The following is a 20094-nucleotide window of genomic DNA, read 5'->3' as shown; positions in this document are numbered from 1 at the left end:
AAGGAGCTATAGACTGGTTAATATCAGGCGTTTACGATGCCCGCCAATCGCTAAATACCTCTATGACAGTACTCACCCTCCAAGACATGGCCACCCAATCGGGCGTGGCCTTTGGCACCAGCGGCGCGCGCGGCAAAGTGGCCGACATGACGCCCGACCTGTGCCACGCCTACACCACCGCGTTCATCAACGCCGTGGTGCCCAAGGCCACCACCATCGTGCTGGGTCACGACCTGCGCCCCAGCAGCCCCGAGATTGCAGCGGCTTGCATGGCCGCCATGCAGAGCCTGGGTATTGAAGTGGTGTATGGCGGCGCCCTGCCCACCCCGGCACTGGCGCTGTACGCCGCCCAAACCGGCTCGCCCGCCATTGTGGTCACTGGCAGCCACATTCCGTTTGACCGCAACGGCATCAAGTTCTATAAAGAAAACGGCGAAATCAGCAAGCCTGACGAGCAGGCCATGCTGAACTTTTTGGTGGGTCTACCCAAGCAGCTGGCCCTGCCCGCCCTGCCTGCCCCCGACCCGCGCGTGCAGCAGGCCTACCTGGACCGCTACATCCATTTCTTTGGCAAAGAGGCCTTGCAGGGCGAAACCATTGCGGTCTATGAGCACAGCAGCGTGGCGCGCGACGTGATTCGCCAGATTTTGGAAGCCTTGGGCGCCGAGGTGATCTCGCTGGGCCGCACCGACACCTTTGTGCCTATAGACACAGAGGCGGTGCGCCATGAAGACATTGAGCAAGCCCGCGAGTGGGCCGAGCTGTATGACTTTGATGCCATCGTCTCCACCGACGGCGATGCCGACCGCCCCCTGATTGGCGACGAAACCGGCGAGTGGCTGCGCGGCGATGTGGTGGGTGTACTGACCGCCCAGCTGCTGCAAGCCACTGCGGTGGTCACGCCGGTGAGCAGCAACACGGCGCTGGAGCGCAGCCAGTCGTTCACGCAGGTGATCCGCACCCGCATTGGCTCGCCGTATGTGATTGAAGGCATGCGGCAAGCCGCCGATGCAGGTGCCGGGCTGGTAGTGGGCTATGAAGCCAATGGCGGCTTTTTGCTGGGCAGCCAGGTGCTGCGCAACGGCCAGCGCCTGGGCCCCTTGCCCACTCGCGATGCCATGCTGCCCATGCTGGCGCTGCTGTGCGGCGCCAAGGCGCAGGCGCTGAAGATGTCCGAAGTGGGCTACCGCTTGCCCAAGCGCTACACCGCGAGCGACCGCATTCAAAACTTTGCCACCACCGCCAGCCGTGCGCTTATTGCCCGCCTGCGCGAAGACCATATGCTGCTACGCAAGCTACTGGCCCCGCAGGCCGGCCCGGTGGAGCAAATCGACGAAACTGACGGCTTGCGGGTGCACTTTGCCTCCGGCGACATCGTCCACCTGCGCCCCAGCGGCAACGCCCCCGAGCTGCGCTGCTACGCCGAGAGCACCAGCGTGCGCAGCGCCAAGCAGCTGTGTGACGACTGTTTGCTGCGGGTAATAAAAGCTGCAGCATAAAGCTGCGATAGCGCCGCACGAATATTGCGGCAGCAACGATGTACGCAGGCCGCCGATGATCAGGGATGCCACCGTTGATAATGTGGGGAGTTTTCAAACAAGCAATTTAAACGAATGAAAAAAGTAGCACTGATTACGGGCGTAACTGGCCAAGACGGTTCTTATTTGGCAGAGCTCTTGCTCAACAAAGGTTACGAAGTGCATGGCATCAAACGTCGGGCCTCAAGCTTTAACACTGATCGCATCGACCACCTCTACCAAGACCCGCATGTGTCTACCCGCAATTTTGTGCTGCACTATGGCGACCTGACCGACAGCAGCAACCTGATCCGCATCATCCAGCAGGTGCAGCCAGATGAGATTTACAACTTGGGCGCCATGAGCCATGTGGCAGTGAGCTTTGAGAGCCCCGAGTACACCGCGGACGCGGACGGCATGGGCACCCTGCGCATTCTGGAAGCCATCCGCATCCTCGGCCTGGAAAAGAAGACCCGCTTTTACCAAGCCTCAACCTCAGAGCTATATGGCTTGGTGCAAGAAACTCCACAAAAGGAAACCACACCCTTCTACCCCCGCAGCCCTTATGCGGTGGCCAAGATGTACGCTTACTGGATCACGGTGAACTACCGCGAGGCCTATGGCATGTATGCCTGCAACGGCATCTTGTTTAACCACGAAAGCCCGCTGCGTGGCGAAACATTCGTTACCCGCAAAATCACCCGCGCCATCAGCCGCATTGTGCTGGGCCTGCAAGACTGCCTGTACCTGGGCAACATGAGTGCCCTGCGCGATTGGGGCCACGCCCGCGACTATGTGGAAATGCAGTGGCTGATGCTGCAGCAAGACAAGGCAGAAGACTTTGTGATTGCCACTGGCGTGCAATACAGCGTGCGCCAGTTTGTGGAGTTTGCAGCTGCTGAGCTGGGCATTCAGCTCGCATGGACTGGTGAAGCTGAAACTGAAATTGGCACCGTAGTGGGCGTAACTGGCACCGAGGCCAAATGCAAAGTGGGTGATGTGATTGTGAAGGTAGACCCCCGCTACTACCGCCCCACCGAAGTAGAAACCCTTTTGGGCGACCCCACCAAGGCCAAAGAAAAATTGGGCTGGGTGCCCACCACCAGCCTGCAAGAGTTGGTGGCTGAAATGGTGCAAGCCGACTTTACAGCCGCCAAGCGCGATGCGCTGGTCAAGCTGGCCGGTTTCCAAACCTACGACCATCACGAGTAAGTCAATCCGCCATGGACAAGAACGCAAAAATCTATGTGGCGGGCCACCGTGGCTTGGTAGGCTCGGCCATTGTGCGCAACTTGCAGGCTGCGGGTTACACCAATCTGCTATTGCGCACCCACGCGGAGCTGGACCTGACCAATCAGGTGGCTACTGCCGCTTTCTTTGAAACGGAGAAACCAGAGTACGTGTTTTTGGCAGCCGCCAAAGTGGGTGGCATTGTCGCCAACAACACCTACCCGGCTGAGTTCATACGCGACAACTTGCTCATCCAGAGCAACATCATCCATTCGGCCTATGTGAACCAGGTCAAGCGGCTGCTGTTTTTGGGCTCCAGCTGCATTTACCCCAAGCTGGCGCCCCAGCCCATGCGCGAGGAGCACTTGCTAACCGGCCCCTTGGAGCCGACCAACCGCCCGTATGCCCTGGCCAAGATTGCCGGCGTAGAAATGTGCTGGAGCTATAACCGCCAATACGGCACCAAATATTTGGCAGCCATGCCCACCAACCTGTATGGCCCGGGCGACAACTACCACCCTCAAAACAGCCACGTGATACCGGCGCTGATCCGCAAGTTTCACGAAGCCAAAGTTAACGGTGCAAACACAGTGACCGTATGGGGCACTGGTACACCGAAGCGCGAGTTTTTGTACAGCGATGACATGGCAGATGCTTGTGTGTTCTTGATGAATTTGCCGGATGACAAATACCAAAGCTTGCTGGGCAGCGATGAGTCAAAAACAGGCAAGTTTGAGCCGCCGTTGATCAATATCGGGGTGGGACACGATGTGAGCATCAGCGAGTTAGCTCAAACAGTGAGTACCACGGTAGCCTACACAGGCTCGATCGCCTTCGATACCAGCAAACCGGATGGTACGCCGCGTAAGTTAATGAACGTGAGCTTGCTTAACAGTATTGGGTGGAAAGCTCAGACAGCTCTCTCATCAGGCATTGCGGCTGCATATTTAGATTTTCAACGCTTTGACCATCTCTAAAGAGCATCAACGGCTTTGATCCAATTAGGCACTACGGCATAAGCTTTTGGGCCCGAACGGGCTATGTACAAGCCCAAGGGCTAACCCTAATATGAATTCAGCTGAAGTAGTTTCAGCTCACAACTGAAATAAGGGATGGATATGAAATTCAAAACTGCAATTGCAGCCGTTGCCGTAGCGGCAGCGTCTTTGGGCGCTCAGGCGTCCGTCATCACCGGTAACGGCGTAACTTCTGTCGTAGGCAGCTTCACAAACCAAGAGGTTACGAATGTGATCGTGACCGGCCTGTCAAACGTGACTGGCTCTTTTGATTATCTGGTGAGCGCGACTGGTGCTTCTGGCGCTTCGTATGTTGGCTCTGCGGTTACAGGCCTGACAACATCGCTTTACCTCGGTAATGCGCTGAAGGGCACTTCCACAGGCTTGAACTACAGCTTCAGCAATTTGCTGAGCGGCACTTACACCCTAAAGGCCTCTGGCACCGTGGCCAACGGTGGCTTCAATGTTTTGATCACCAGCTACACCGTGACCCCCGTGCCAGAACCCGAGACTTACGCCATGCTGCTGGCTGGCTTGGGCGTGATGGGCGCTATTGCCCGCCGCCGCAGCAAGACTGCCGCCTAATTAGCGAGGCTTGCCTCCACGAAAAAGGGACTGTCTTCACAGTCCCTTTTTTATTACCTCACCGGCCAGAGCCGGAAAATCAGGCTGTTTTGCGCTTGCGGGCTACAGCAGCCACTACGCCTAACCCCGCCAACAAGAGTGCATACGTTTCTGGCTCAGGCACGGGGGTGATGGTGAGGGACACGTTATCCACACCGACATAGCGAGCGTTGTTAGTGCCGGTGCCACTGAGCTTGATAGATGTCAGGCCCGTAAAACCGTTGAAATATTGGCTGCCGTAGGTGGTGAATTGGCCCGCCGTCAAACCAAAGCTTTGGCTGGCCGTTACCGTGCCACCATTGGCTTTGACACCCGTAATTTGTATCGATAGATTTTCTTGGGACTGAAATCCACCGCCACCAATAAGACCGGCTAGGTCCAGACTATTCAGAGCAAATGTGCCCGCAGCACCTGAGGCAAGAAAAATCGACTCGCTTTGCGACTCCAGAGAGTAGTAGGCCAAAAACTTGCCGCTGGGAACCGGGGCGCTGAGATAGGAGTTGCCTTCAAGAATGAAGTGATTTTCGCTGGTATGGCTGAGTTGAAAACCGTAAGGTAATGCGCCTTGGGCAGAAGCCATGTCATCAAACGCCAGCGTGATGTTTTGCGCCTGCGCTACAGCGCAGTAACTCAATACAGCTGCCGCTAAGCTAGAACGGAGATAACGGTAGTGAAACATTTTGTTCTCCCAAATTTTCTCGTTTATCAAGGAATGCCGATCAAGGTGGCGTTCGCAGAAGTGCCGTTAGGCCCGGTCAACGTGCAATTGACTGTGCTGCCATCTGGTATGGGCAATGGCAAAGCGCCTCCCATGCTGTAACCCGTGGGCAACCCCCCCTGAATAAGTCGAGTGCCATGCGCACAATCCGTCACTGCCTCTCCCTTGCTGCTGTTCACCTTACGGATACTCACATTGATGACTGCACCGGTCGATACGGCCCCGGCAACGGCCTGCGTAGCGGCAGTTTGCGCGTCGCCCCGCAAATCGACGAATTTGGGAATCGCCACGGCAGACAAAATACCCAAAATCACGATCACCATGACGAGTTCGATGAGCGTGAAGCCGGCTTGAGCATTGGGAATGGCTGAGTAGTTGCGCATGCACCAGGACGTAACGAGTTGTTACAGCATCATAGTGAAGTCGGTGCTGGCTGGAAATAGTCCAATTGATTGGTCCATAAGGACTAACGAGACCAAACGCCCCTAAAACTGTCACGCTCCGCGTAGATAATTGACTGCGCCTTACGGGCCTTAAGGGAATAAAGCAATGACAATTTTGGTAACCGGCGGAGCCGGCTTCATCGGTAGCAACTTCGTACTGGACTGGCTGGCTGGCTTGTCAGAAACCGTGGTGAACCTGGACAAGCTCACCTATGCCGGGAATTTGCAGAACTTGACTCCCTTGGCCGACAACCCCGCCCATGTATTCGTGCAGGGTGACATTGGGGACGCCGCATTAATCACACGCCTGCTGCAAGAACACCAGCCACGGGCGGTATTGAACTTCGCCGCTGAGAGCCATGTAGACCGCTCTATCCACGGCCCTGGCGAGTTCATCCAGACCAATATCGTCGGCACCTTCCATTTGCTCGAAAGCGTACGCGCCTACTGGGGCGCCTTGCCAACTGAGGCCAAAGCTGCCTTCCGCTTCTTGCACGTCTCTACTGACGAGGTTTACGGCTCCTTGTCTAAAACCGACCCGGCCTTTGCAGAAACCAACCGCTACGAGCCCAACAGCCCGTATTCGGCCAGCAAAGCGGCCAGCGACCACCTGGTGCGCGCTTACCACCACACCTACGGCCTGCCGGTGCTCACCACCAACTGCAGCAACAACTACGGCCCTTACCATTTCCCCGAGAAGCTCATCCCGCTGATGATCGTCAACGCCCAAGCCGGCAAACCCCTGCCGGTGTATGGCGACGGCCAGCAGATCCGCGATTGGCTGTACGTCAAAGACCATTGCAGCGCCATCCGCCGTGTTCTGGAAGCTGGCGTGCTGGGCGAAACCTACAACGTAGGTGGCTGGAACGAGAAACCCAACCTGGAGATCGTGCACACCGTGTGTGCCCTGCTGGACGAGCTCAAGCCCCGTGCAGACGGTAAGCCCTACAAAGAGCAAATTACCTATGTGACCGACCGGCCTGGCCACGACCGCCGCTACGCGATTGACGCCCGCAAGATTGAGCAACAACTGGGTTGGAAGCCTGCCGAGACTTTTGAAACCGGCATCCGCAAAACCGTACAGTGGTACTTGGACAACCCGCAATGGGTGGACAACGTGCTGAGTGGCGGCTATCGCGACTGGGTCAGCAAACAATATGGTGACAAAAGCGCTGAGAAGGCCCCCGCATGAAAATCCTGTTGTTCGGCCGTGGTGGCCAAGTCGGCTGGGAGCTGCAACGCTCCTTGAGCGTACTGGGTGAGGTAGTGGCACTGGACTTTGATGCCAGCCAGAACCCCCAAGGCCTGTGCGGCGACTTCACCGACTTGCCCGGCTTGGAACGCACCGTCGAGACCGTGCAAGCGGACGTGATCGTCAATGCCGCGGCTCACACTGCGGTGGACAAGGCCGAGAGCGAGCCCGAGCTTGCACGAACCATTAATGCCCTGGCGCCCGCCGCACTTGCGCGAGCAGCTATCAAAACAGGAGCGTGGCTGATTCACTACAGCACCGACTATGTGTTTGACGGCAGTGGCAGCAAGCCTTGGACCGAACAAGACGCCACCGGCCCTTTGAGCGTGTACGGCCAAACCAAGCTCGAAGGTGAGCAAGCAGTGGCGCAGAACCCCAAACACCTGATTTTGCGCACCAGCTGGGTGTATGCCACCCGGGGCGGCAACTTTGCCAAAACCATGTTGCGCCTGGCAGGTGAACGGGACAGCCTCACCGTCATCAACGACCAGTTTGGCGCCCCCACCTCGGCCGAGTTGCTGGCGGATGTGACCGCGCACGCCATCCGCAACTTGCAAACCCAGCCGGAACTCGCTGGGCTCTACCACTGCATTGCTGCGGGTGAGACCACTTGGCATGGCTATGCCCAGTTTGTGCTGGAGCAGGCAGCAGCCCTGGGGTTGCCGCTTAAGGCCACCGCAGACAAGGCAGCCCCCACAGCCACCAGCAGCTACCCCACCCCCGCCCAGCGCCCACTGAATTCGCGCTTGGACACGACCAAACTGCAAGCCGCCTTCGGCTTGACCTTGCCGCACTGGCAAACCGGTGTCACCCGGATGCTGACTGAAATTTCAGGGAAATAACATGACCAACACATCTGGCACCAAGCAGCGCAAAGGCATCATCTTGGCCGGCGGCTCCGGCACCCGCCTGTACCCGGCCACCCAGGCGGTCAGCAAGCAACTGCTGCCCATCTACGACAAGCCGATGATTTACTACCCCTTGAGCGTGCTGCTGCTGGCGGGCATCAAGGAGGTACTGGTGATCAGTACCCCGCAAGACACCCCGCGGTTTGAGCAATTGCTGGGCAACGGCAGCCAGTGGGGCATTCAGATTGAATACGCGGTGCAACCGTCACCAGACGGGCTTGCACAAGCCTTTTTGATTGGCGAGAAGTTTCTGGATGGTGCACCCAGCGCTTTGGTATTGGGGGACAACATTTTTTACGGGCACGACTTTGCGGGACTGCTGCGAAACGCCACACAGCAAGCGAGCGGTGCCACCGTATTTGCCTACGCAGTGAATGACCCTGAGCGCTACGGCGTGGTGGAGTTTGACCCCCAGGGCAAAGCTATCAGCCTGGAAGAAAAACCCAAAGCCCCCAAATCGCGCTATGCAGTGACAGGCCTGTATTTCTACGACGCCAACGTGGTGGAGATGGCCAAGCAGGTCAAACCTTCCGCGCGGGGTGAATTGGAGATTACGGACCTCAACCGCATGTACTTGGAGCAAGGTGCGCTGGATGTGCAAACCATGGGCCGGGGCTACGCCTGGCTGGACACGGGTACGCACGAGTCGATGCTGGAAGCCAGCCAGTTCATCCACACCATCGAGAACCGCCAAGGCCTGAAAGTGGCTTGCCCCGAGGAAATTGCGTGGCGCAGTGGCTGGATTGACGATGCCCAACTGCAAACGCTGGCACAGCCGCTGGCCAAATCCGGCTACGGGCAATACCTGCTGCGCTTGCTGAAAGAGAAGGTGTACTGATGCAAGTGACTAAAACGGCGATTGCCGATGTGCTGCTGCTGGAGCCCAAAGTATTCGGTGACGAGCGCGGCTTCTTTTTTGAAAGCTTCAACGAACGCGTATTCCGTGAGGCCACGGGTGTAACGCTGCCCTTTGTGCAGGACAACCATTCCAAATCCGGCTACGGGGTGTTGCGTGGCCTGCACTACCAGCTCAAGCAAGCGCAAGGCAAGCTGGTGCGGGTGGTGCAAGGGGCCGTGTTTGACGTGGCTGTGGATATCCGCCCTGAGTCCCCAACGTACGGCAAGTGGGTGGGGGAGGTGCTGTCTGCGGACAACAAGCGCCAGCTGTGGGTGCCACCGGGCCTGGCGCACGGGTTCTTGGTGATTTCTGAAACCGCCGAGTTTTTGTACAAAACCACCGACTATTACGCCCCCGAGCATGAGCGCTGCATTGCCTGGAATGACCCGACCTTAGCCATTGAGTGGCCTGAGTTGACCATTGCGCCCAAGCTATCAGCCAAAGATATGGCGGGCAGTCGCTTCGCGGACGCGCAAACAGGACGGTGAGCTGCACGGCCTGAGCGGAATAACTAGCCGATTTGGCAAGGTAAATTTGGTAACGTGTTGAATCTGCCGGTCTGTTTGCGGGCAGCATCGGCTATCCTTATCGGCTTATGGCTTCAGTTGACACCTCGACCCGAGATTCCGCGACGATTGCCCTGCCAGGTATCGGTCGGGCGTTGGTTGCCGCTGGCAAAATTCCGCAAAAAACGGCGGAAGATATTTACCGAAAAGCAGTTACCGGCAAAAACAATTTCATTGCCGAACTGGTGGGGTCGGCTGCGGTGTCTTCGGCAGATTTGGCCAACACCCTTTCCAACGCATTTGCAGCGCCGCTGATCGACTTGGATGCAGTCGATCTGCAACGCCTACCCAAAGGGCTGCTGGACGCCAAAATTTGCACCGACTTCCGGGTAGTGGTGCTAAGCAAACGCAATAACCGCCTCATCATTGCCACCGCCGACCCATCGGACCAGCAAGCGGCAGAGCGCATCAAGTTCTCGACCCAAATGGGTTTTGACTGGGTGATTGCAGAGTACGACAAGCTCTCCAAAATCGTCGAGGCCGCCACCGTCACCGCCAGCGAGGCGATGGAAGAAATCATCGGCGGCGATTTTGAGTTTGATGAGACGGCAGCTGAAGCCGCGGTGGATACAACCCAAAGCGCTACTGCCGAAGTAGACGATGCTCCGGTTGTGCGTTTTTTGCACAAAATGCTGATGGATGCTTTCAGCATGCGGGCCTCGGACTTGCACTTTGAGCCCTACGAGCACCAATACCGGGTGCGCTTCCGCATCGATGGCGAGTTGCGCGAAATTGCCAGCCCGCCGATTGCCATCAAAGACAAGCTGGCCTCGCGGATCAAGGTGATTTCGCGCATGGACATTTCAGAAAAGCGGGTGCCGCAAGACGGCCGCATGAAACTGAAGGTCGGCGCGGACCGTGTCATCGACTTCCGGGTGAGCACACTGCCCACCTTGTTTGGCGAAAAGATCGTGATCCGTATCTTGGACCCCAGCAGTGCCAAGCTGGGTATTGATGCGCTGGGCTATGAGGTAGAGGAAAAAGAGCGCCTGCTCAAGGCGATTGGCCGCCCCTACGGCATGATTTTGGTCACAGGCCCTACCGGCTCGGGCAAAACCGTATCGCTGTACACCTGCCTGAATATGCTCAACCAGCCGGGGGTGAATATCGCCACGGCGGAAGATCCCTCGGAAATCAACCTGCCCGGGGTGAACCAAGTCAACGTGAACGAAAAGGCAGGCCTAACCTTTGCGGCTGCGCTCAAGTCCTTTCTGCGCCAAGATCCGGACATCATCATGGTGGGGGAAATCCGCGACCTGGAAACGGCGGACATCTCCATCAAAGCGGCACAAACCGGTCACTTGGTACTATCTACGTTGCACACCAACGACGCACCGACGACACTCACACGGATGCGCAACATGGGCATACAGCCCTTCAACATTGCGTCCAGCGTGATCCTGATTACGGCGCAGCGGCTGGCCCGCAGGCTATGCACCAACTGCAAACAGGTCGTTGATGTACCAGAAAAGGCCTTGCTAGACGCCGGCTTCAAGCCGGCTGACCTCGATGGCAGCTGGAAGCCCTACCGGGCAGTGGGTTGCTCGGCGTGCAACAACGGCTACAAGGGGCGTGTTGGCATTTACCAAGTGATGCCGATCAGCGATGAAATTCAACGCATCATTCTGCGTGACGGCAGCGCCATGGATATTGCCGCGCAAGCGGAGGCGGAGGGTGTGCGGTCTTTGCGCCAATCCGGCCTCCACAAAGTGAAACAAGGGCTGACTTCGTTGGAAGAAGTGCTTGCAGTGACCAACGAATAAAAAGCAACCCGGGGGAACTATGGCAACAGCAAAATCTGCGGAAACCAAAGACGCAGTGTTTGAGTGGGAAGGCAAGGACCGCAACGGCAAGCAAGTCCGGGGGGAGACTCGGGCCGTGGGTGAAAACCAGGTCAAGTCCATGCTGCGCCGCCAGGGCGTCACACCCACCAAGATCAAAAAGCGCCGTATGCGCTCGGGCAAATCCATCAAGCCCAAAGACATGGCGATTTTCACCCGCCAACTCGCAACCATGATGAAGGCGGGCGTTCCCTTGCTGCAAGCCTTTGACATTGTGGGCCGCGGCAACCCCAACCCCAGTGTGACCAAGTTGCTCAGTGACATCCGCTCGGACGTGGAAACCGGTACATCCCTGAGTGCAGCGTTCCGCAAATATCCGCTGTATTTCGACAACCTGTACTGCAACCTGGTCGAAGCAGGCGAGTCCGCCGGTATCTTGGATCAGCTGCTGGACCGGCTGGCGGTGTACATGGAAAAAACTGAGGCCATCAAGTCCAAGATCAAATCTGCCTTGATGTACCCGATTGCGGTGCTGGTGGTGGCGTTTGTGGTGGTGTCGGTGATCATGATTTTTGTGATCCCGTCCTTCAAGCAGGTGTTTACGTCCTTTGGGGGCGAGTTACCGGCACCCACGTTATTTGTCATCTGGCTGAGTGAAATCTTTATTTCCTACTGGTGGCTGATATTTGGTGGCATTGGCGGCGGGCTGTATTTCTTCATGCAAGCGTGGAGGCGCAATGAGAAGGTGCAGGCGTTCATGGACCGCTTGATGCTGAAATTACCGATTTTCGGCGTCATGGTGGACAAAAGCTGTGTGGCCCGCTGGACGCGTACCCTATCGACCATGTTTGCAGCCGGTGTGCCTTTGGTGGAGGCTCTGGACTCTGTGGGCGGCGCCTCGGGCAACATCGTGTACCAAAACGCCACCCAACGCATTCAACAGGAAGTGTCCACCGGCACTTCCCTGACGGCCGCCATGAGCAACGTCAATCTGTTTCCTTCGATGGTGCTGCAGATGTGTGCCATTGGTGAAGAGTCCGGCTCTATCGACCACATGCTGGGCAAAGCCGCGGACTTCTTTGAAGCCGAAGTGGACGATATGGTGGCCGGTATTTCCAGCCTGATGGAGCCCATCATTATTGTGGTGCTGGGTACGGTGATTGGTGGCATCGTGGTGTCCATGTACCTGCCTATCTTCAAGCTGGGGCAAGTGGTTTGATGCTCTCTGGTCTACCGTGGCTGGACGCCGCCCTGATTGGCGTATTGGGGCTCTTGATTGGCAGTTTTCTCAATGTGGTGATCCACCGACTGCCCCAAATGATGGAGCGGCAGTGGGCCGCAGAGTGTGCGGAGCTGAGTGGCAAGCCTGCCCCAGAACAAGAAGCCTTCAACCTGCTGGTGCCACGCTCCCGGTGCCCCCACTGCGGGCACTTGATTGCCTGGTACGAAAACATACCCGTCATCAGCTACCTGGCCTTGCGCGGCCGGTGTGCCGATTGCAAAAGGCCTATCAGCGCGCGCTATCCCCTCGTGGAGTTGGTGACCGGCGGCCTGTTTTACTTTTGCGCCTCGCAATGGGGCGCCACCCCCACCGCGCTGGCATGGTGTGCATTCAGCGCAGCGCTGGTGGCGCTAGCCATGATCGATTGGGACACGACCCTGCTCCCCGATGATGTGACGCTGCCCCTGCTTTGGTTGGGCCTGGTAGCTGCCGCAATGCAGTGGACACCTGTGAGCCTCAGCACCGCGTTCTGGGGCGCTGTGGCGGGGTATTTGTCGCTGTGGTCGGTGTACTGGCTCTTCAAAATCGTGACCGGCAAAGAAGGCATGGGCTATGGCGACTTCAAGCTGTTTGCGGCACTGGGGGCGTGGTTCGGCTGGCCGGTGCTGATTCCGATGATTTTGATCGCGTCCATCATCGGCGCGGTGGTGGGCATTGCCATGAAGTTCACCACCGGCCTGCGGGAAGGTGGCTATGTGCCTTTCGGCCCGTTTCTGGCAGGCGCGGGGTTTGCTGCTCTGCTGCTCGGCCCGAACACCCTGCGCGCCCTTGTAAACCTCTAGCACCATGGCGAAATGCATGCGTGTCGGGCTCACCGGTGGCATTGGCAGTGGCAAATCCACCGTGGCAGCGATGCTGGCCCGGTTGGGGGCCCACTGCATTGACGCGGATGCCATCTCACGCGCCGTCACCGCCAGTGGCGGAGCCGCCATTCCACAGATTGAGCACGCGTTCGGCCCGAGCTTGATCACCCCCCACGGTGCGCTGGACCGGCAGGCCATGCGTGCCTTGATTTTTAAAGACCCCGGAGCGCGCAGCCAGCTCGAAAGAATCATCCACCCGCTCGTAGGCGCTGCCATCGACAAAGCAAGCCGAGAGGCCGAGGCACAACAGGCCCGCTGCGTGGTGTATGACATTCCGCTGCTGGTGGAGTCCGCGCATTGGCGGCGTAGCTTGGACACGGTTCTGGTCGTGGACTGCGAGGAGCACACGCAAATCACCCGTGTCATGCAGCGCAACCAGCTGGCACAGCACGAGGTGGAGGCCATCATGGCAGCACAAGCCAGCCGCAAAACCCGCCTGGCAGCGGCAGATTCCGTCATCTTCAACGATGGTGTGACCTTGCTTGAACTTGAGTGGCTTGTGCAGCAAATAAGCACACAGTTCGGGCTATGATTCAGCGACCGGAAAATACAGCGTGATCCTCTACGAATACCCTTTCAACGAACGCATTCGCACCTACTTGCGACTGGAGCATTTGTTTCTCCGGCTGGCGGAGTTGATGGCTCGCACCGAGCCGCTGGATCACCATTTTGCGCTCACCACTATTTTTGAAGTGATGGATGTCGGTGCACGCGCTGACTTGAAATCCGACGTCCTCAAAGACCTCGACAAGCAAAAGCAAATCCTCAACGGCTACCGTGGTAATCCCGCCATTTCAGAAGCGGTATTGGACCAAGTCATTGCGCAGTTGGACCATTGTTTTAATGGCCTGAACGGCTTGGCGGGTAAAGCAGGCCAGTCTTTGACAGAAAACGACTGGCTCATGAGCATTCGCAGCCGCGTCGGTATTCCCGGCGGCACTTGTGAATTTGATCTGCCGGCCTATTACGCTTGGCAGCACCGCGACGCAGAAACCCGGCAGCAGGATTTGCAGCGCTGGGCGGCCACTTTGGCGCCTTTGGCGGAATCCATTCACCTGCTTCTCAAAATGCTGCGTGACTCCGGTGCGCCGCAAAAAGTCATGGCGGTCGGCGGCCAGTTCCAGCAAAACCTGCCCCAAGGGCGCACCTTCCAGCTGCTGCGCTTGGCTTTGGATCCGGAAGACGGCGTGATTCCGGAAATCAGCGGAAACCGTCTGATGGTATCCATCCGCCTCATGCGCCACGAAGCGGATGACCGCCTGCACGCCAGCGGCCAGGATGGCGCGTTTGAACTGACCTTGTGCTCGTGAACGAGATTGAAAAAATTGTGCGCTGCCCGGCTTGTGGTGGCGACAGCATTTACAGCGCCCGCAATGTCTATCGCCCGTTTTGCAGCGAGCGCTGCAAGCAGATGGACCTGGGAGCTTGGGCCAGCGAATCCTTTCGGGTGCCTACCGAGGCGCCGCCTGAAGACCAGCTCTTCGGCGACCCACGTTTGCAATAAAATCAGGCGCTAGCGCGCGTAGATTGTGCGGGAGCAGCTCCTAAAATAGGAGCAGCATCAAAAACTCGCTCCTCCGCAAACCAGCCCAACACCGGCACTGTGCCGGGCAACACCGGCGCTACGGCAACCGGCAATTGCTGCCACGCGCAGGTTTGCGATTCCCGCATCTCCAGCTCACCCTGCCATGTGAACACTTTGCAGAAGTTCAGCCGGACCAAGGCATGGGGATAATCCACCATCTCCACCCGCCACGGAATGGCGGGGCCGATGTGCAGGCCGATTTCTTCCATCAACTCCCGGCGCAGGGCCTGCTCTACCGTTTCACCGGCTTCCACCTTGCCGCCCGGAAACTCCCAATACCCCGCGTAGGCTTTGCCCTCAGGGCGGGAAGTGAGCAGAAAAGCACCATCCTCCCGAATCAGCACCCCCACCGCCACTTCCACAACTTTACGGTCTGGCCCCCCCGCGCGCAGGGCTTGCGGATCAGCAATCAAGGGAGAGGTCATAGCGGGGCGGTCCGGCCTGCAAAATCACGGGCGAACTGGAAGGCCACACGACCACTGCGCGCACCACGCTCCAAAGACCACAGCAAGGCCTCGGCGCGGGCAGCCGCGATCTGCTCCGGCGCGAAACCCGCGTGGGCCAGCCACTGGCCCACAATCGCCAAGTACTCGTCCTGGCTGAAAGGGTAGAAACTGATCCACAAGCCAAAGCGCTCGGAGAGGGAGATTTTTTCTTCCACTCCTTCGCCGGGGTGCACTTCACCATCTTCTGTGTGCTTGTAGGTTTGGTTGTCCGACATGTACTCGGGCAACAGGTGGCGACGATTGCTGGTCGCGTAGATCAGCACATTGGGGGTGGATGCTGCTACCGAGCCATCCAGCACTGATTTGAGGGCTTTGTAGCCAGGCTCGCCGTCGTCAAAACTCAAGTCATCGCAAAAAATGATGAATTTCTCGGGCCGCTGGGCTACTAGCTCGATGATGTCTTGCAGGTCGATCAGATCCGCTTTGTCCACCTCGATCAGACGCAGGCCTTGGGCTGCGTAGGTGTGCAAGCAAGCCCGGATCAGCGACGATTTGCCGGTGCCACGCGCCCCGGTCAGCAGCACGTTGTTGGCAGTGCGCCCGGCAACAAACTGAGCCGTGTTGCGCTGGATTTTTTCCTTTTGGTCATCAATTTCGCGCAAATCGTCCAGCGCCATGGCGCCGACATGGGCGACCGGCGAAATGACGCCTTGGCCCGAACTACGGCGGCGGTAGCGAAACGCGATGGACGCAGCCCAATCCGGAGCGGTCAGGGTGTGGGGCAACGAGGCCTCCACGCGGGCCATAAACAGTTCCACCCGCGCCATGAAGCGCTCCATCGTATCAGCCACAGCGCCGTCTTTCTTAGGAGCGGTAGTCAGCATTGATGGTGACGTAGTCGTGGCTGAAATCACAAGTCCACACCGTTTGCGATGCGGTGCCGCGCCCCAGGCCCACGCGCACGGTAATTTCACTTTGCTTCATCACCCGCTGGCCGTCTTCTTCCCGGTAGGCGGTATGACGCCCACCTTGGGTGGCGACGTGCACATCATCCAGATGCAGCTCGATCAGGCCTTGGTCCAGATCGTCAATGCCGGCATAACCCACCGCGGCCAGGATGCGACCCAAATTAGGGTCACTGGCAAAAAAGGCTGTTTTCACCAACGGCGAGTGGGCGATTGCATAGGCAACTTTGCGGCACTCCTCTTCGGTGCGGCCACCGTCAATCTGCACGGTGATGAATTTGGTGGCTCCTTCGCCGTCCCGGACGATGGCCTGCGCAAGCAGGCGCGCCACCTCCAACATGGCCGCTTTGAGCACGAGGGCAGCTGGGGATTGCAGATCCACGATAGGTGCATGCCCTGCCTTGTTGGTCGCAATGACCAACAGGGAGTCGTTGGTGGAGGTATCGCCATCCACGGTGACGCGGTTGAATGAACCCTCGGCCAATTCGCGCGCCAAGGCGGCCATCAACGACGGGGCCACACAGGCGTCCGTGGCAATAAAGCCGAGCATGGTCGCCATGTTGGGACGGATCATGCCGGCCCCTTTGCTGATACCCGTGACCGTGACCGTGCGGCCTTCCACCACCACTTGGGTGCTGTAAGCCTTGGGCTGGGTATCGGTGGTCATGATGCCTTCGGCTGCCTTGAGCCAATGGTCTGCCCGAGCGTCTGCAATCGCGGCATCCAGACCGGCTTCAATGCGGTCTACGGGCAGTTGCTCCATGATGACGCCGGTTGAAAACGGCAGCACCTGTGTGGCGTCCAAGTTCAAACGCTTTGCCAGCGCCGCACAGCTTTGGGTGGCACGGGCAAGCCCATCCGCACCAGTACCCGCATTGGCGTTGCCGGTGTTGATCACTACGGCACGGGTGTTGCCTGCGACCAAGTGGTTGCGACAAATTTGCACGGGAGCTGCGCGGAAGCGGTTAGTAGTGAACACGCCGCCCACACTGCAGCCGTCATCCAAAAGCATCACGGTGAGGTCTTTGCGTCCGGCCTTGCGGATACCGGCCTCGACCACCCCAATACGCACACCATTCACGGCATGCAAAGAACTGGCGGCTGGAATAGGGAGATTTACTGGCATGGCGCTACTTTCAAGAGAGTTTGCCGTGGCACTGCTTGTACTTTTTGCCACTGCCGCAAGGGCAAGGATCGTTTCGCCCCACCCGCGGCACATCAGACGCTGAAGGGGCGACGGTGCTGGAGTCGACAGTCGTTTCTACTTCGCCGCTTTCGGTGGGGGCGGTGTAGGTCACATTGGCGATGGACTCGCCTTTGGTTTCAATCGCATCGGCAGCCTGCTCGAGCTGCTCATTCGATTGGATTTTGACGGTCATCAGAATCTTGGTGACTTCGTTTTTCACCGAATCCAGCAACTGGCCGAAGAGTTCAAAGGCCTCGCGCTTGTACTCTTGCTTGGGCTGCTTCTGGGCATAGCCACGCAGATGAATACCTTGGCGCAAATAATCCAGTGCGCTCAAGTGGTCGCGCCAATGGGTGTCCAGGCTCTGCAAGAGCACCATGCGTTCAAACTGGGTGAAATTTTCTTGGCCGACCAGCTGCACTTTGGCCTCAAACGCGGCGTTGGCGGCTGCGGTCACTGTTTCCACGATTTCTTCATCGGTGATGGAGCTGGATTCGGTGACTTGCTTTTGTAAATCGAGCTCGAGCTGCCAGTCATCAACCAGCGCTTTTTGCAGCACCGGAATGTCCCACTGCTCCTCCACCGACTCTGCAGGCACATACTGGCGCACGACGTCATGGACAGCACCTTCCCGCAAACCGGTAATTTGAGCGGTCAGATCTGTCGCATCCAAAATGGCGTTGCGTTGTTGGTAAATGACTTTGCGCTGATCGTTAGATACATCGTCGTATTCCAACAATTGCTTGCGCATATCAAAGTTGCGCGCCTCTACCTTGCGCTGCGCGCTTTCGATGCTGCGGGTCACAATGCCGGCCTCAATCGCTTCGCCATCGGGCATCTTCAAGCGGTCCATGATGGACTTCACGCGATCACCGGCAAAAATGCGCATCAAAGAATCATCCAGGCTCAGGTAGAAGCGGGAAGAACCAGGGTCGCCCTGGCGGCCCGAGCGGCCACGCAACTGGTTGTCGATACGGCGTGACTCGTGCCGCTCGGTCGCGATGATGCGCAACCCGCCGAGCGCCTTGATGGCATCGTGGTCTTTTTGCCATTGCGCACGCAACTCCTGGATGCGCGCCTGCTTGCTTGCCTCATCCAAAGACTCATCGGCCTCCACGGCTTCAATCGCCTTGTCCATGTTGCCGCCCAACACAATGTCCGTTCCACGGCCAGCCATGTTGGTGGCAATGGTGATCATCTTGGCGCGTCCGGCCTGGGCCACGATGTCGGCTTCGCGGGCATGCTGCTTGGCGTTGAGCACCTGATGGGGCAGCTTCTCTTTCTCTAGCAGTTGGGCAATGATTTCCGAGTTCTCAATAGACGTGGTGCCCACCAGCACCGGCTGCCCGCGCTCATAACATTCGCGAATGTCCTTGATGGCCGCTTCGTATTTTTCACGCGTAGTTTTGTACACGCGGTCCAACTGGTCATCGCGGCGGCTGATGCGGTTGGGGGGAATAACGACGGTTTCCAGGCCATAAATTTCCTGGAACTCGTAGGCCTCTGTGTCGGCTGTGCCGGTCATACCAGCCAATTTGCCGTAGAGGCGGAAGTAGTTCTGGAACGTGATGGACGCAAGCGTCTGGTTTTCTGCCTGAATCTGAACGCCTTCTTTGGCTTCTACCGCTTGGTGCAAACCATCGCTCCAACGGCGCCCGGTCATCAGGCGGCCGGTGAACTCGTCAACAATGACGATTTCGCCGTTTTGCACCACATAGTGCTGATCGCGGTGGTACAGGTGGTTAGCACGCAAGGCAGCGTACAAGTGGTGCATGAGCGTGATGTTGGCCGGGTCGTACAACGAGGAGCCGGCGGGAATCAGGCCCAGCTCTGCGAATATGGCCTCAGCCGCCTCGTGGCCCTGCTCCGTCAGGAACACCTGGTGACTTTTTTCATCCAGGGTGAAGTCGCCGGGCTTGGTAATGCCCTGCCCGGTATGGGGGTCCGCCTCGCCCTCTTGCTTGGTAAGCCGGGGGATAGCTTTATTGATCGCGATATACAGCTCTGTGTGATCTTCCGCCTGGCCGCTGATGATCAGCGGTGTGCGGGCCTCGTCGATCAAAATCGAGTCCACCTCATCCACGATGGCGTAGTTCAAACCGCGCTGTACACGGTCCGATGCCTCGTACACCATGTTGTCGCGCAGGTAGTCGAACCCGTATTCGTTGTTGGTGCCGTAAGTGATGTCCGAGGCGTAGGCCTGCTGCTTCTCGTCCCGAGGGGCTTGGGGCAAGTTAATCCCCACGGTCAAACCCAGGAAGTTGTAGAGACGCCCCATCCAGCGTGCATCCCGGCTGGCAAGGTAATCATTGACCGTCACCACGTGCACGCCTTTGCCGCTGAGCGCATTCAAGTATACCGGCAATGTGGCGGTGAGCGTTTTACCCTCGCCGGTACGCATCTCCGCAATTTTTCCGTAGTGCAGCGCCATGCCGCCAAGCATTTGCACATCGAAATGGCGCATCTTCATGATGCGCTTGGACCCCTCGCGAACCACGGCAAATGCCTCGGGCAATATCGCATCCAGGCTCTCACCGCCGACGACACGGTCCTTGAACTCCTGGGTTTTGGCCCTCAAAGCCTCGTCGCTTAAACCTTCGAGCTGCGGCTCCAGTGCATTGATTTTGGTGACTACAGCCTTGTATTGCTTGAGCAAGCGGTCATTGCGACTGCCAAAAATTTTGGTGAGGATGTTAATAGCCATCAATGCAAGCCCGCACACGCGCCCACCATGGGCGCCTGCTACGGCGCAGTCCTTTTATAAGTCTGGATGAAATGGTGGCGATACCGCTGAAGTCAAGTAGCGCTTAGCAC

19 protein-coding genes and 1 pseudogene are annotated in these 20094 nt (G+C 58.0%); 14 read left to right on the top strand and 6 right to left on the bottom strand.

The features are described from left to right. Positions 1-62 precede the first annotated feature (62 nt). The 4 genes and pseudogenes from FDM28_RS16935 to FDM28_RS16920 all read left to right on the top strand — a co-directional run. Entirely contained in the window at positions 63-1499 is a 1437-nt protein-coding gene (locus FDM28_RS16935) for a phosphomannomutase (RefSeq protein WP_138517285.1), read from the top strand. Positions 1500-1613: 114 nt separating this feature from the next. Then, complete coding sequence (gene gmd, locus FDM28_RS16930) at positions 1614-2729, top strand: GDP-mannose 4,6-dehydratase (protein ID WP_138517283.1); 1116 nt, start codon at positions 1614-1616, stop codon at positions 2727-2729. An 11-nt stretch (positions 2730-2740) separates the two neighbouring features. Further along, the gene (locus FDM28_RS16925; protein ID WP_138517281.1) at positions 2741-3724 is read left to right on the top strand and encodes a GDP-L-fucose synthase family protein; all 984 of its coding nucleotides are present in this window, start codon (positions 2741-2743) and stop codon (positions 3722-3724) included. A 174-nt stretch (positions 3725-3898) separates the two neighbouring features. Further along, positions 3899-4348, top strand: a pseudogene (locus FDM28_RS16920) (FxDxF family PEP-CTERM protein); the annotation flags it as partial. A gap of 79 nt (positions 4349-4427) precedes the next feature. Here FDM28_RS16920 and FDM28_RS16915 read toward each other — a convergent pair. Next, positions 4428-5066, bottom strand: coding sequence for a PEP-CTERM sorting domain-containing protein (locus FDM28_RS16915; protein WP_138517276.1), 639 nt, complete (start codon positions 5064-5066; stop codon positions 4428-4430). A 26-nt stretch (positions 5067-5092) separates the two neighbouring features. After that, positions 5093-5488, bottom strand: coding sequence for a pilus assembly FimT family protein (locus tag FDM28_RS18150; RefSeq protein WP_138517274.1), 396 nt, complete (start codon positions 5486-5488; stop codon positions 5093-5095). Positions 5489-5654: 166 nt separating this feature from the next. Here FDM28_RS18150 and rfbB point away from each other — a divergent pair, with 166 nt between their 5' ends. From rfbB to FDM28_RS16860, 10 genes are all read left to right on the top strand, one after another. Further along, on the top strand, positions 5655-6740 hold the full coding sequence (gene rfbB / locus FDM28_RS16905; RefSeq protein WP_138517272.1) for a dTDP-glucose 4,6-dehydratase: 1086 nt from the start codon (positions 5655-5657) through the stop codon (positions 6738-6740). After that, positions 6737-7642, top strand: a complete 906-nt coding sequence (rfbD, locus tag FDM28_RS16900; protein ID WP_138517270.1) for a dTDP-4-dehydrorhamnose reductase — start codon at positions 6737-6739, stop codon at positions 7640-7642. The genes rfbB and rfbD overlap by 4 nt, the downstream gene beginning before the upstream one ends. 1 nt (position 7643) lies before the next feature. Then, positions 7644-8546 (top strand): glucose-1-phosphate thymidylyltransferase RfbA, encoded by a 903-nt coding sequence (rfbA, locus tag FDM28_RS16895; RefSeq protein WP_138517268.1) that lies wholly within the window; start codon positions 7644-7646, stop codon positions 8544-8546. After that, a complete protein-coding gene (gene rfbC / locus FDM28_RS16890; protein ID WP_138517266.1) occupies positions 8546-9094 on the top strand; it encodes a dTDP-4-dehydrorhamnose 3,5-epimerase in 549 nt (182 codons plus the stop codon). The genes rfbA and rfbC overlap by 1 nt, the downstream gene beginning before the upstream one ends. Before the next feature lie 107 nt (positions 9095-9201). Continuing rightward, complete coding sequence (pilB, locus tag FDM28_RS16885) at positions 9202-10935, top strand: type IV-A pilus assembly ATPase PilB (protein ID WP_138517264.1); 1734 nt, start codon at positions 9202-9204, stop codon at positions 10933-10935. Between the two features lie 19 nt (positions 10936-10954). After that, positions 10955-12172, top strand: a complete 1218-nt coding sequence (locus FDM28_RS16880) for a type II secretion system F family protein (RefSeq protein WP_138517262.1) — start codon at positions 10955-10957, stop codon at positions 12170-12172. Continuing rightward, a complete protein-coding gene (locus FDM28_RS16875; protein WP_138517260.1) occupies positions 12172-13017 on the top strand; it encodes a prepilin peptidase in 846 nt (281 codons plus the stop codon). Before FDM28_RS16880 ends, FDM28_RS16875 begins: the two co-directional genes overlap by 1 nt. A 4-nt stretch (positions 13018-13021) precedes the next feature. Further along, positions 13022-13630, top strand: coding sequence for a dephospho-CoA kinase (gene coaE, locus FDM28_RS16870; protein WP_138517258.1), 609 nt, complete (start codon positions 13022-13024; stop codon positions 13628-13630). 22 nt (positions 13631-13652) lie between these two features. Further along, positions 13653-14408, top strand: coding sequence for a cell division protein ZapD (gene zapD / locus FDM28_RS16865; protein WP_138517256.1), 756 nt, complete (start codon positions 13653-13655; stop codon positions 14406-14408). After that, positions 14405-14602 carry a DNA gyrase inhibitor YacG gene (locus tag FDM28_RS16860; RefSeq protein WP_420853039.1) on the top strand — a complete coding sequence of 66 codons (198 nt, stop codon included), beginning with the start codon at positions 14405-14407 and terminating at the stop codon, positions 14600-14602. The genes zapD and FDM28_RS16860 overlap by 4 nt, the downstream gene beginning before the upstream one ends. A gap of 2 nt (positions 14603-14604) precedes the next feature. Here FDM28_RS16860 and FDM28_RS16855 read toward each other — a convergent pair whose 3' ends face one another. From FDM28_RS16855 to secA, 4 genes are read right to left on the bottom strand one after another with little or no spacing between them, the layout of a single operon-like run. Then, complete coding sequence (locus tag FDM28_RS16855; protein WP_138517252.1) at positions 14605-15108, bottom strand: NUDIX domain-containing protein; 504 nt, start codon at positions 15106-15108, stop codon at positions 14605-14607. Beyond that, a complete protein-coding gene (locus FDM28_RS16850) occupies positions 15105-15968 on the bottom strand; it encodes an ATP-binding protein (RefSeq protein WP_420853043.1) in 864 nt (287 codons plus the stop codon). Before FDM28_RS16850 ends, FDM28_RS16855 begins: the two co-directional genes overlap by 4 nt. 25 nt (positions 15969-15993) lie before the next feature. Beyond that, entirely contained in the window at positions 15994-17220 is a 1227-nt protein-coding gene (gene argJ, locus FDM28_RS16845; RefSeq protein WP_138517250.1) for a bifunctional glutamate N-acetyltransferase/amino-acid acetyltransferase ArgJ, read from the bottom strand. 10 nt (positions 17221-17230) lie between these two features. Beyond that, on the bottom strand, positions 17231-19984 hold the full coding sequence (secA, locus tag FDM28_RS16840) for a preprotein translocase subunit SecA (RefSeq protein ID WP_138517248.1): 2754 nt from the start codon (positions 19982-19984) through the stop codon (positions 17231-17233). Positions 19985-20094 lie beyond the last annotated feature (110 nt).

Source organism: Rhodoferax bucti, assembly GCF_005876985.1.
GTDB classification, from domain to species: Bacteria; Pseudomonadota; Gammaproteobacteria; order Burkholderiales; family Burkholderiaceae_C; genus Allorhodoferax; species Allorhodoferax bucti.
The sequence above is the reverse complement of the archived record's forward strand: the minus strand, read 5'-3'. Positions and strand labels throughout refer to the sequence as shown.

Excerpts from the sequence above, each read along its gene's own strand:
- FDM28_RS16935 (WP_138517285.1), top strand. The coding sequence starts at position 63 with ATGACAGTACTCACCCTCCAAGACATGGCCACCCAATCGGGCGTGGCC.
- gmd (WP_138517283.1), top strand. The coding sequence starts at position 1,614 with ATGAAAAAAGTAGCACTGATTACGGGCGTAACTGGCCAAGACGGTTCT.
- FDM28_RS16925 (WP_138517281.1), top strand. The coding sequence starts at position 2,741 with ATGGACAAGAACGCAAAAATCTATGTGGCGGGCCACCGTGGCTTGGTA.
- FDM28_RS16915 (WP_138517276.1), bottom strand. The coding sequence starts at position 5,066 with ATGTTTCACTACCGTTATCTCCGTTCTAGCTTAGCGGCAGCTGTATTG.
- FDM28_RS18150 (WP_138517274.1), bottom strand. The coding sequence starts at position 5,488 with ATGCGCAACTACTCAGCCATTCCCAATGCTCAAGCCGGCTTCACGCTC.
- rfbB (WP_138517272.1), top strand. The coding sequence starts at position 5,655 with ATGACAATTTTGGTAACCGGCGGAGCCGGCTTCATCGGTAGCAACTTC.
- rfbD (WP_138517270.1), top strand. The coding sequence starts at position 6,737 with ATGAAAATCCTGTTGTTCGGCCGTGGTGGCCAAGTCGGCTGGGAGCTG.
- rfbA (WP_138517268.1), top strand. The coding sequence starts at position 7,644 with ATGACCAACACATCTGGCACCAAGCAGCGCAAAGGCATCATCTTGGCC.
- rfbC (WP_138517266.1), top strand. The coding sequence starts at position 8,546 with ATGCAAGTGACTAAAACGGCGATTGCCGATGTGCTGCTGCTGGAGCCC.
- pilB (WP_138517264.1), top strand. The coding sequence starts at position 9,202 with ATGGCTTCAGTTGACACCTCGACCCGAGATTCCGCGACGATTGCCCTG.
- FDM28_RS16880 (WP_138517262.1), top strand. The coding sequence starts at position 10,955 with ATGGCAACAGCAAAATCTGCGGAAACCAAAGACGCAGTGTTTGAGTGG.
- FDM28_RS16875 (WP_138517260.1), top strand. The coding sequence starts at position 12,172 with ATGCTCTCTGGTCTACCGTGGCTGGACGCCGCCCTGATTGGCGTATTG.
- coaE (WP_138517258.1), top strand. The coding sequence starts at position 13,022 with ATGGCGAAATGCATGCGTGTCGGGCTCACCGGTGGCATTGGCAGTGGC.
- FDM28_RS16855 (WP_138517252.1), bottom strand. The coding sequence starts at position 15,108 with ATGACCTCTCCCTTGATTGCTGATCCGCAAGCCCTGCGCGCGGGGGGG.
- FDM28_RS16850 (WP_420853043.1), bottom strand. The coding sequence starts at position 15,968 with ATGGAGCGCTTCATGGCGCGGGTGGAACTGTTTATGGCCCGCGTGGAG.
- argJ (WP_138517250.1), bottom strand. The coding sequence starts at position 17,220 with ATGCCAGTAAATCTCCCTATTCCAGCCGCCAGTTCTTTGCATGCCGTG.
- secA (WP_138517248.1), bottom strand. The coding sequence starts at position 19,984 with ATGGCTATTAACATCCTCACCAAAATTTTTGGCAGTCGCAATGACCGC.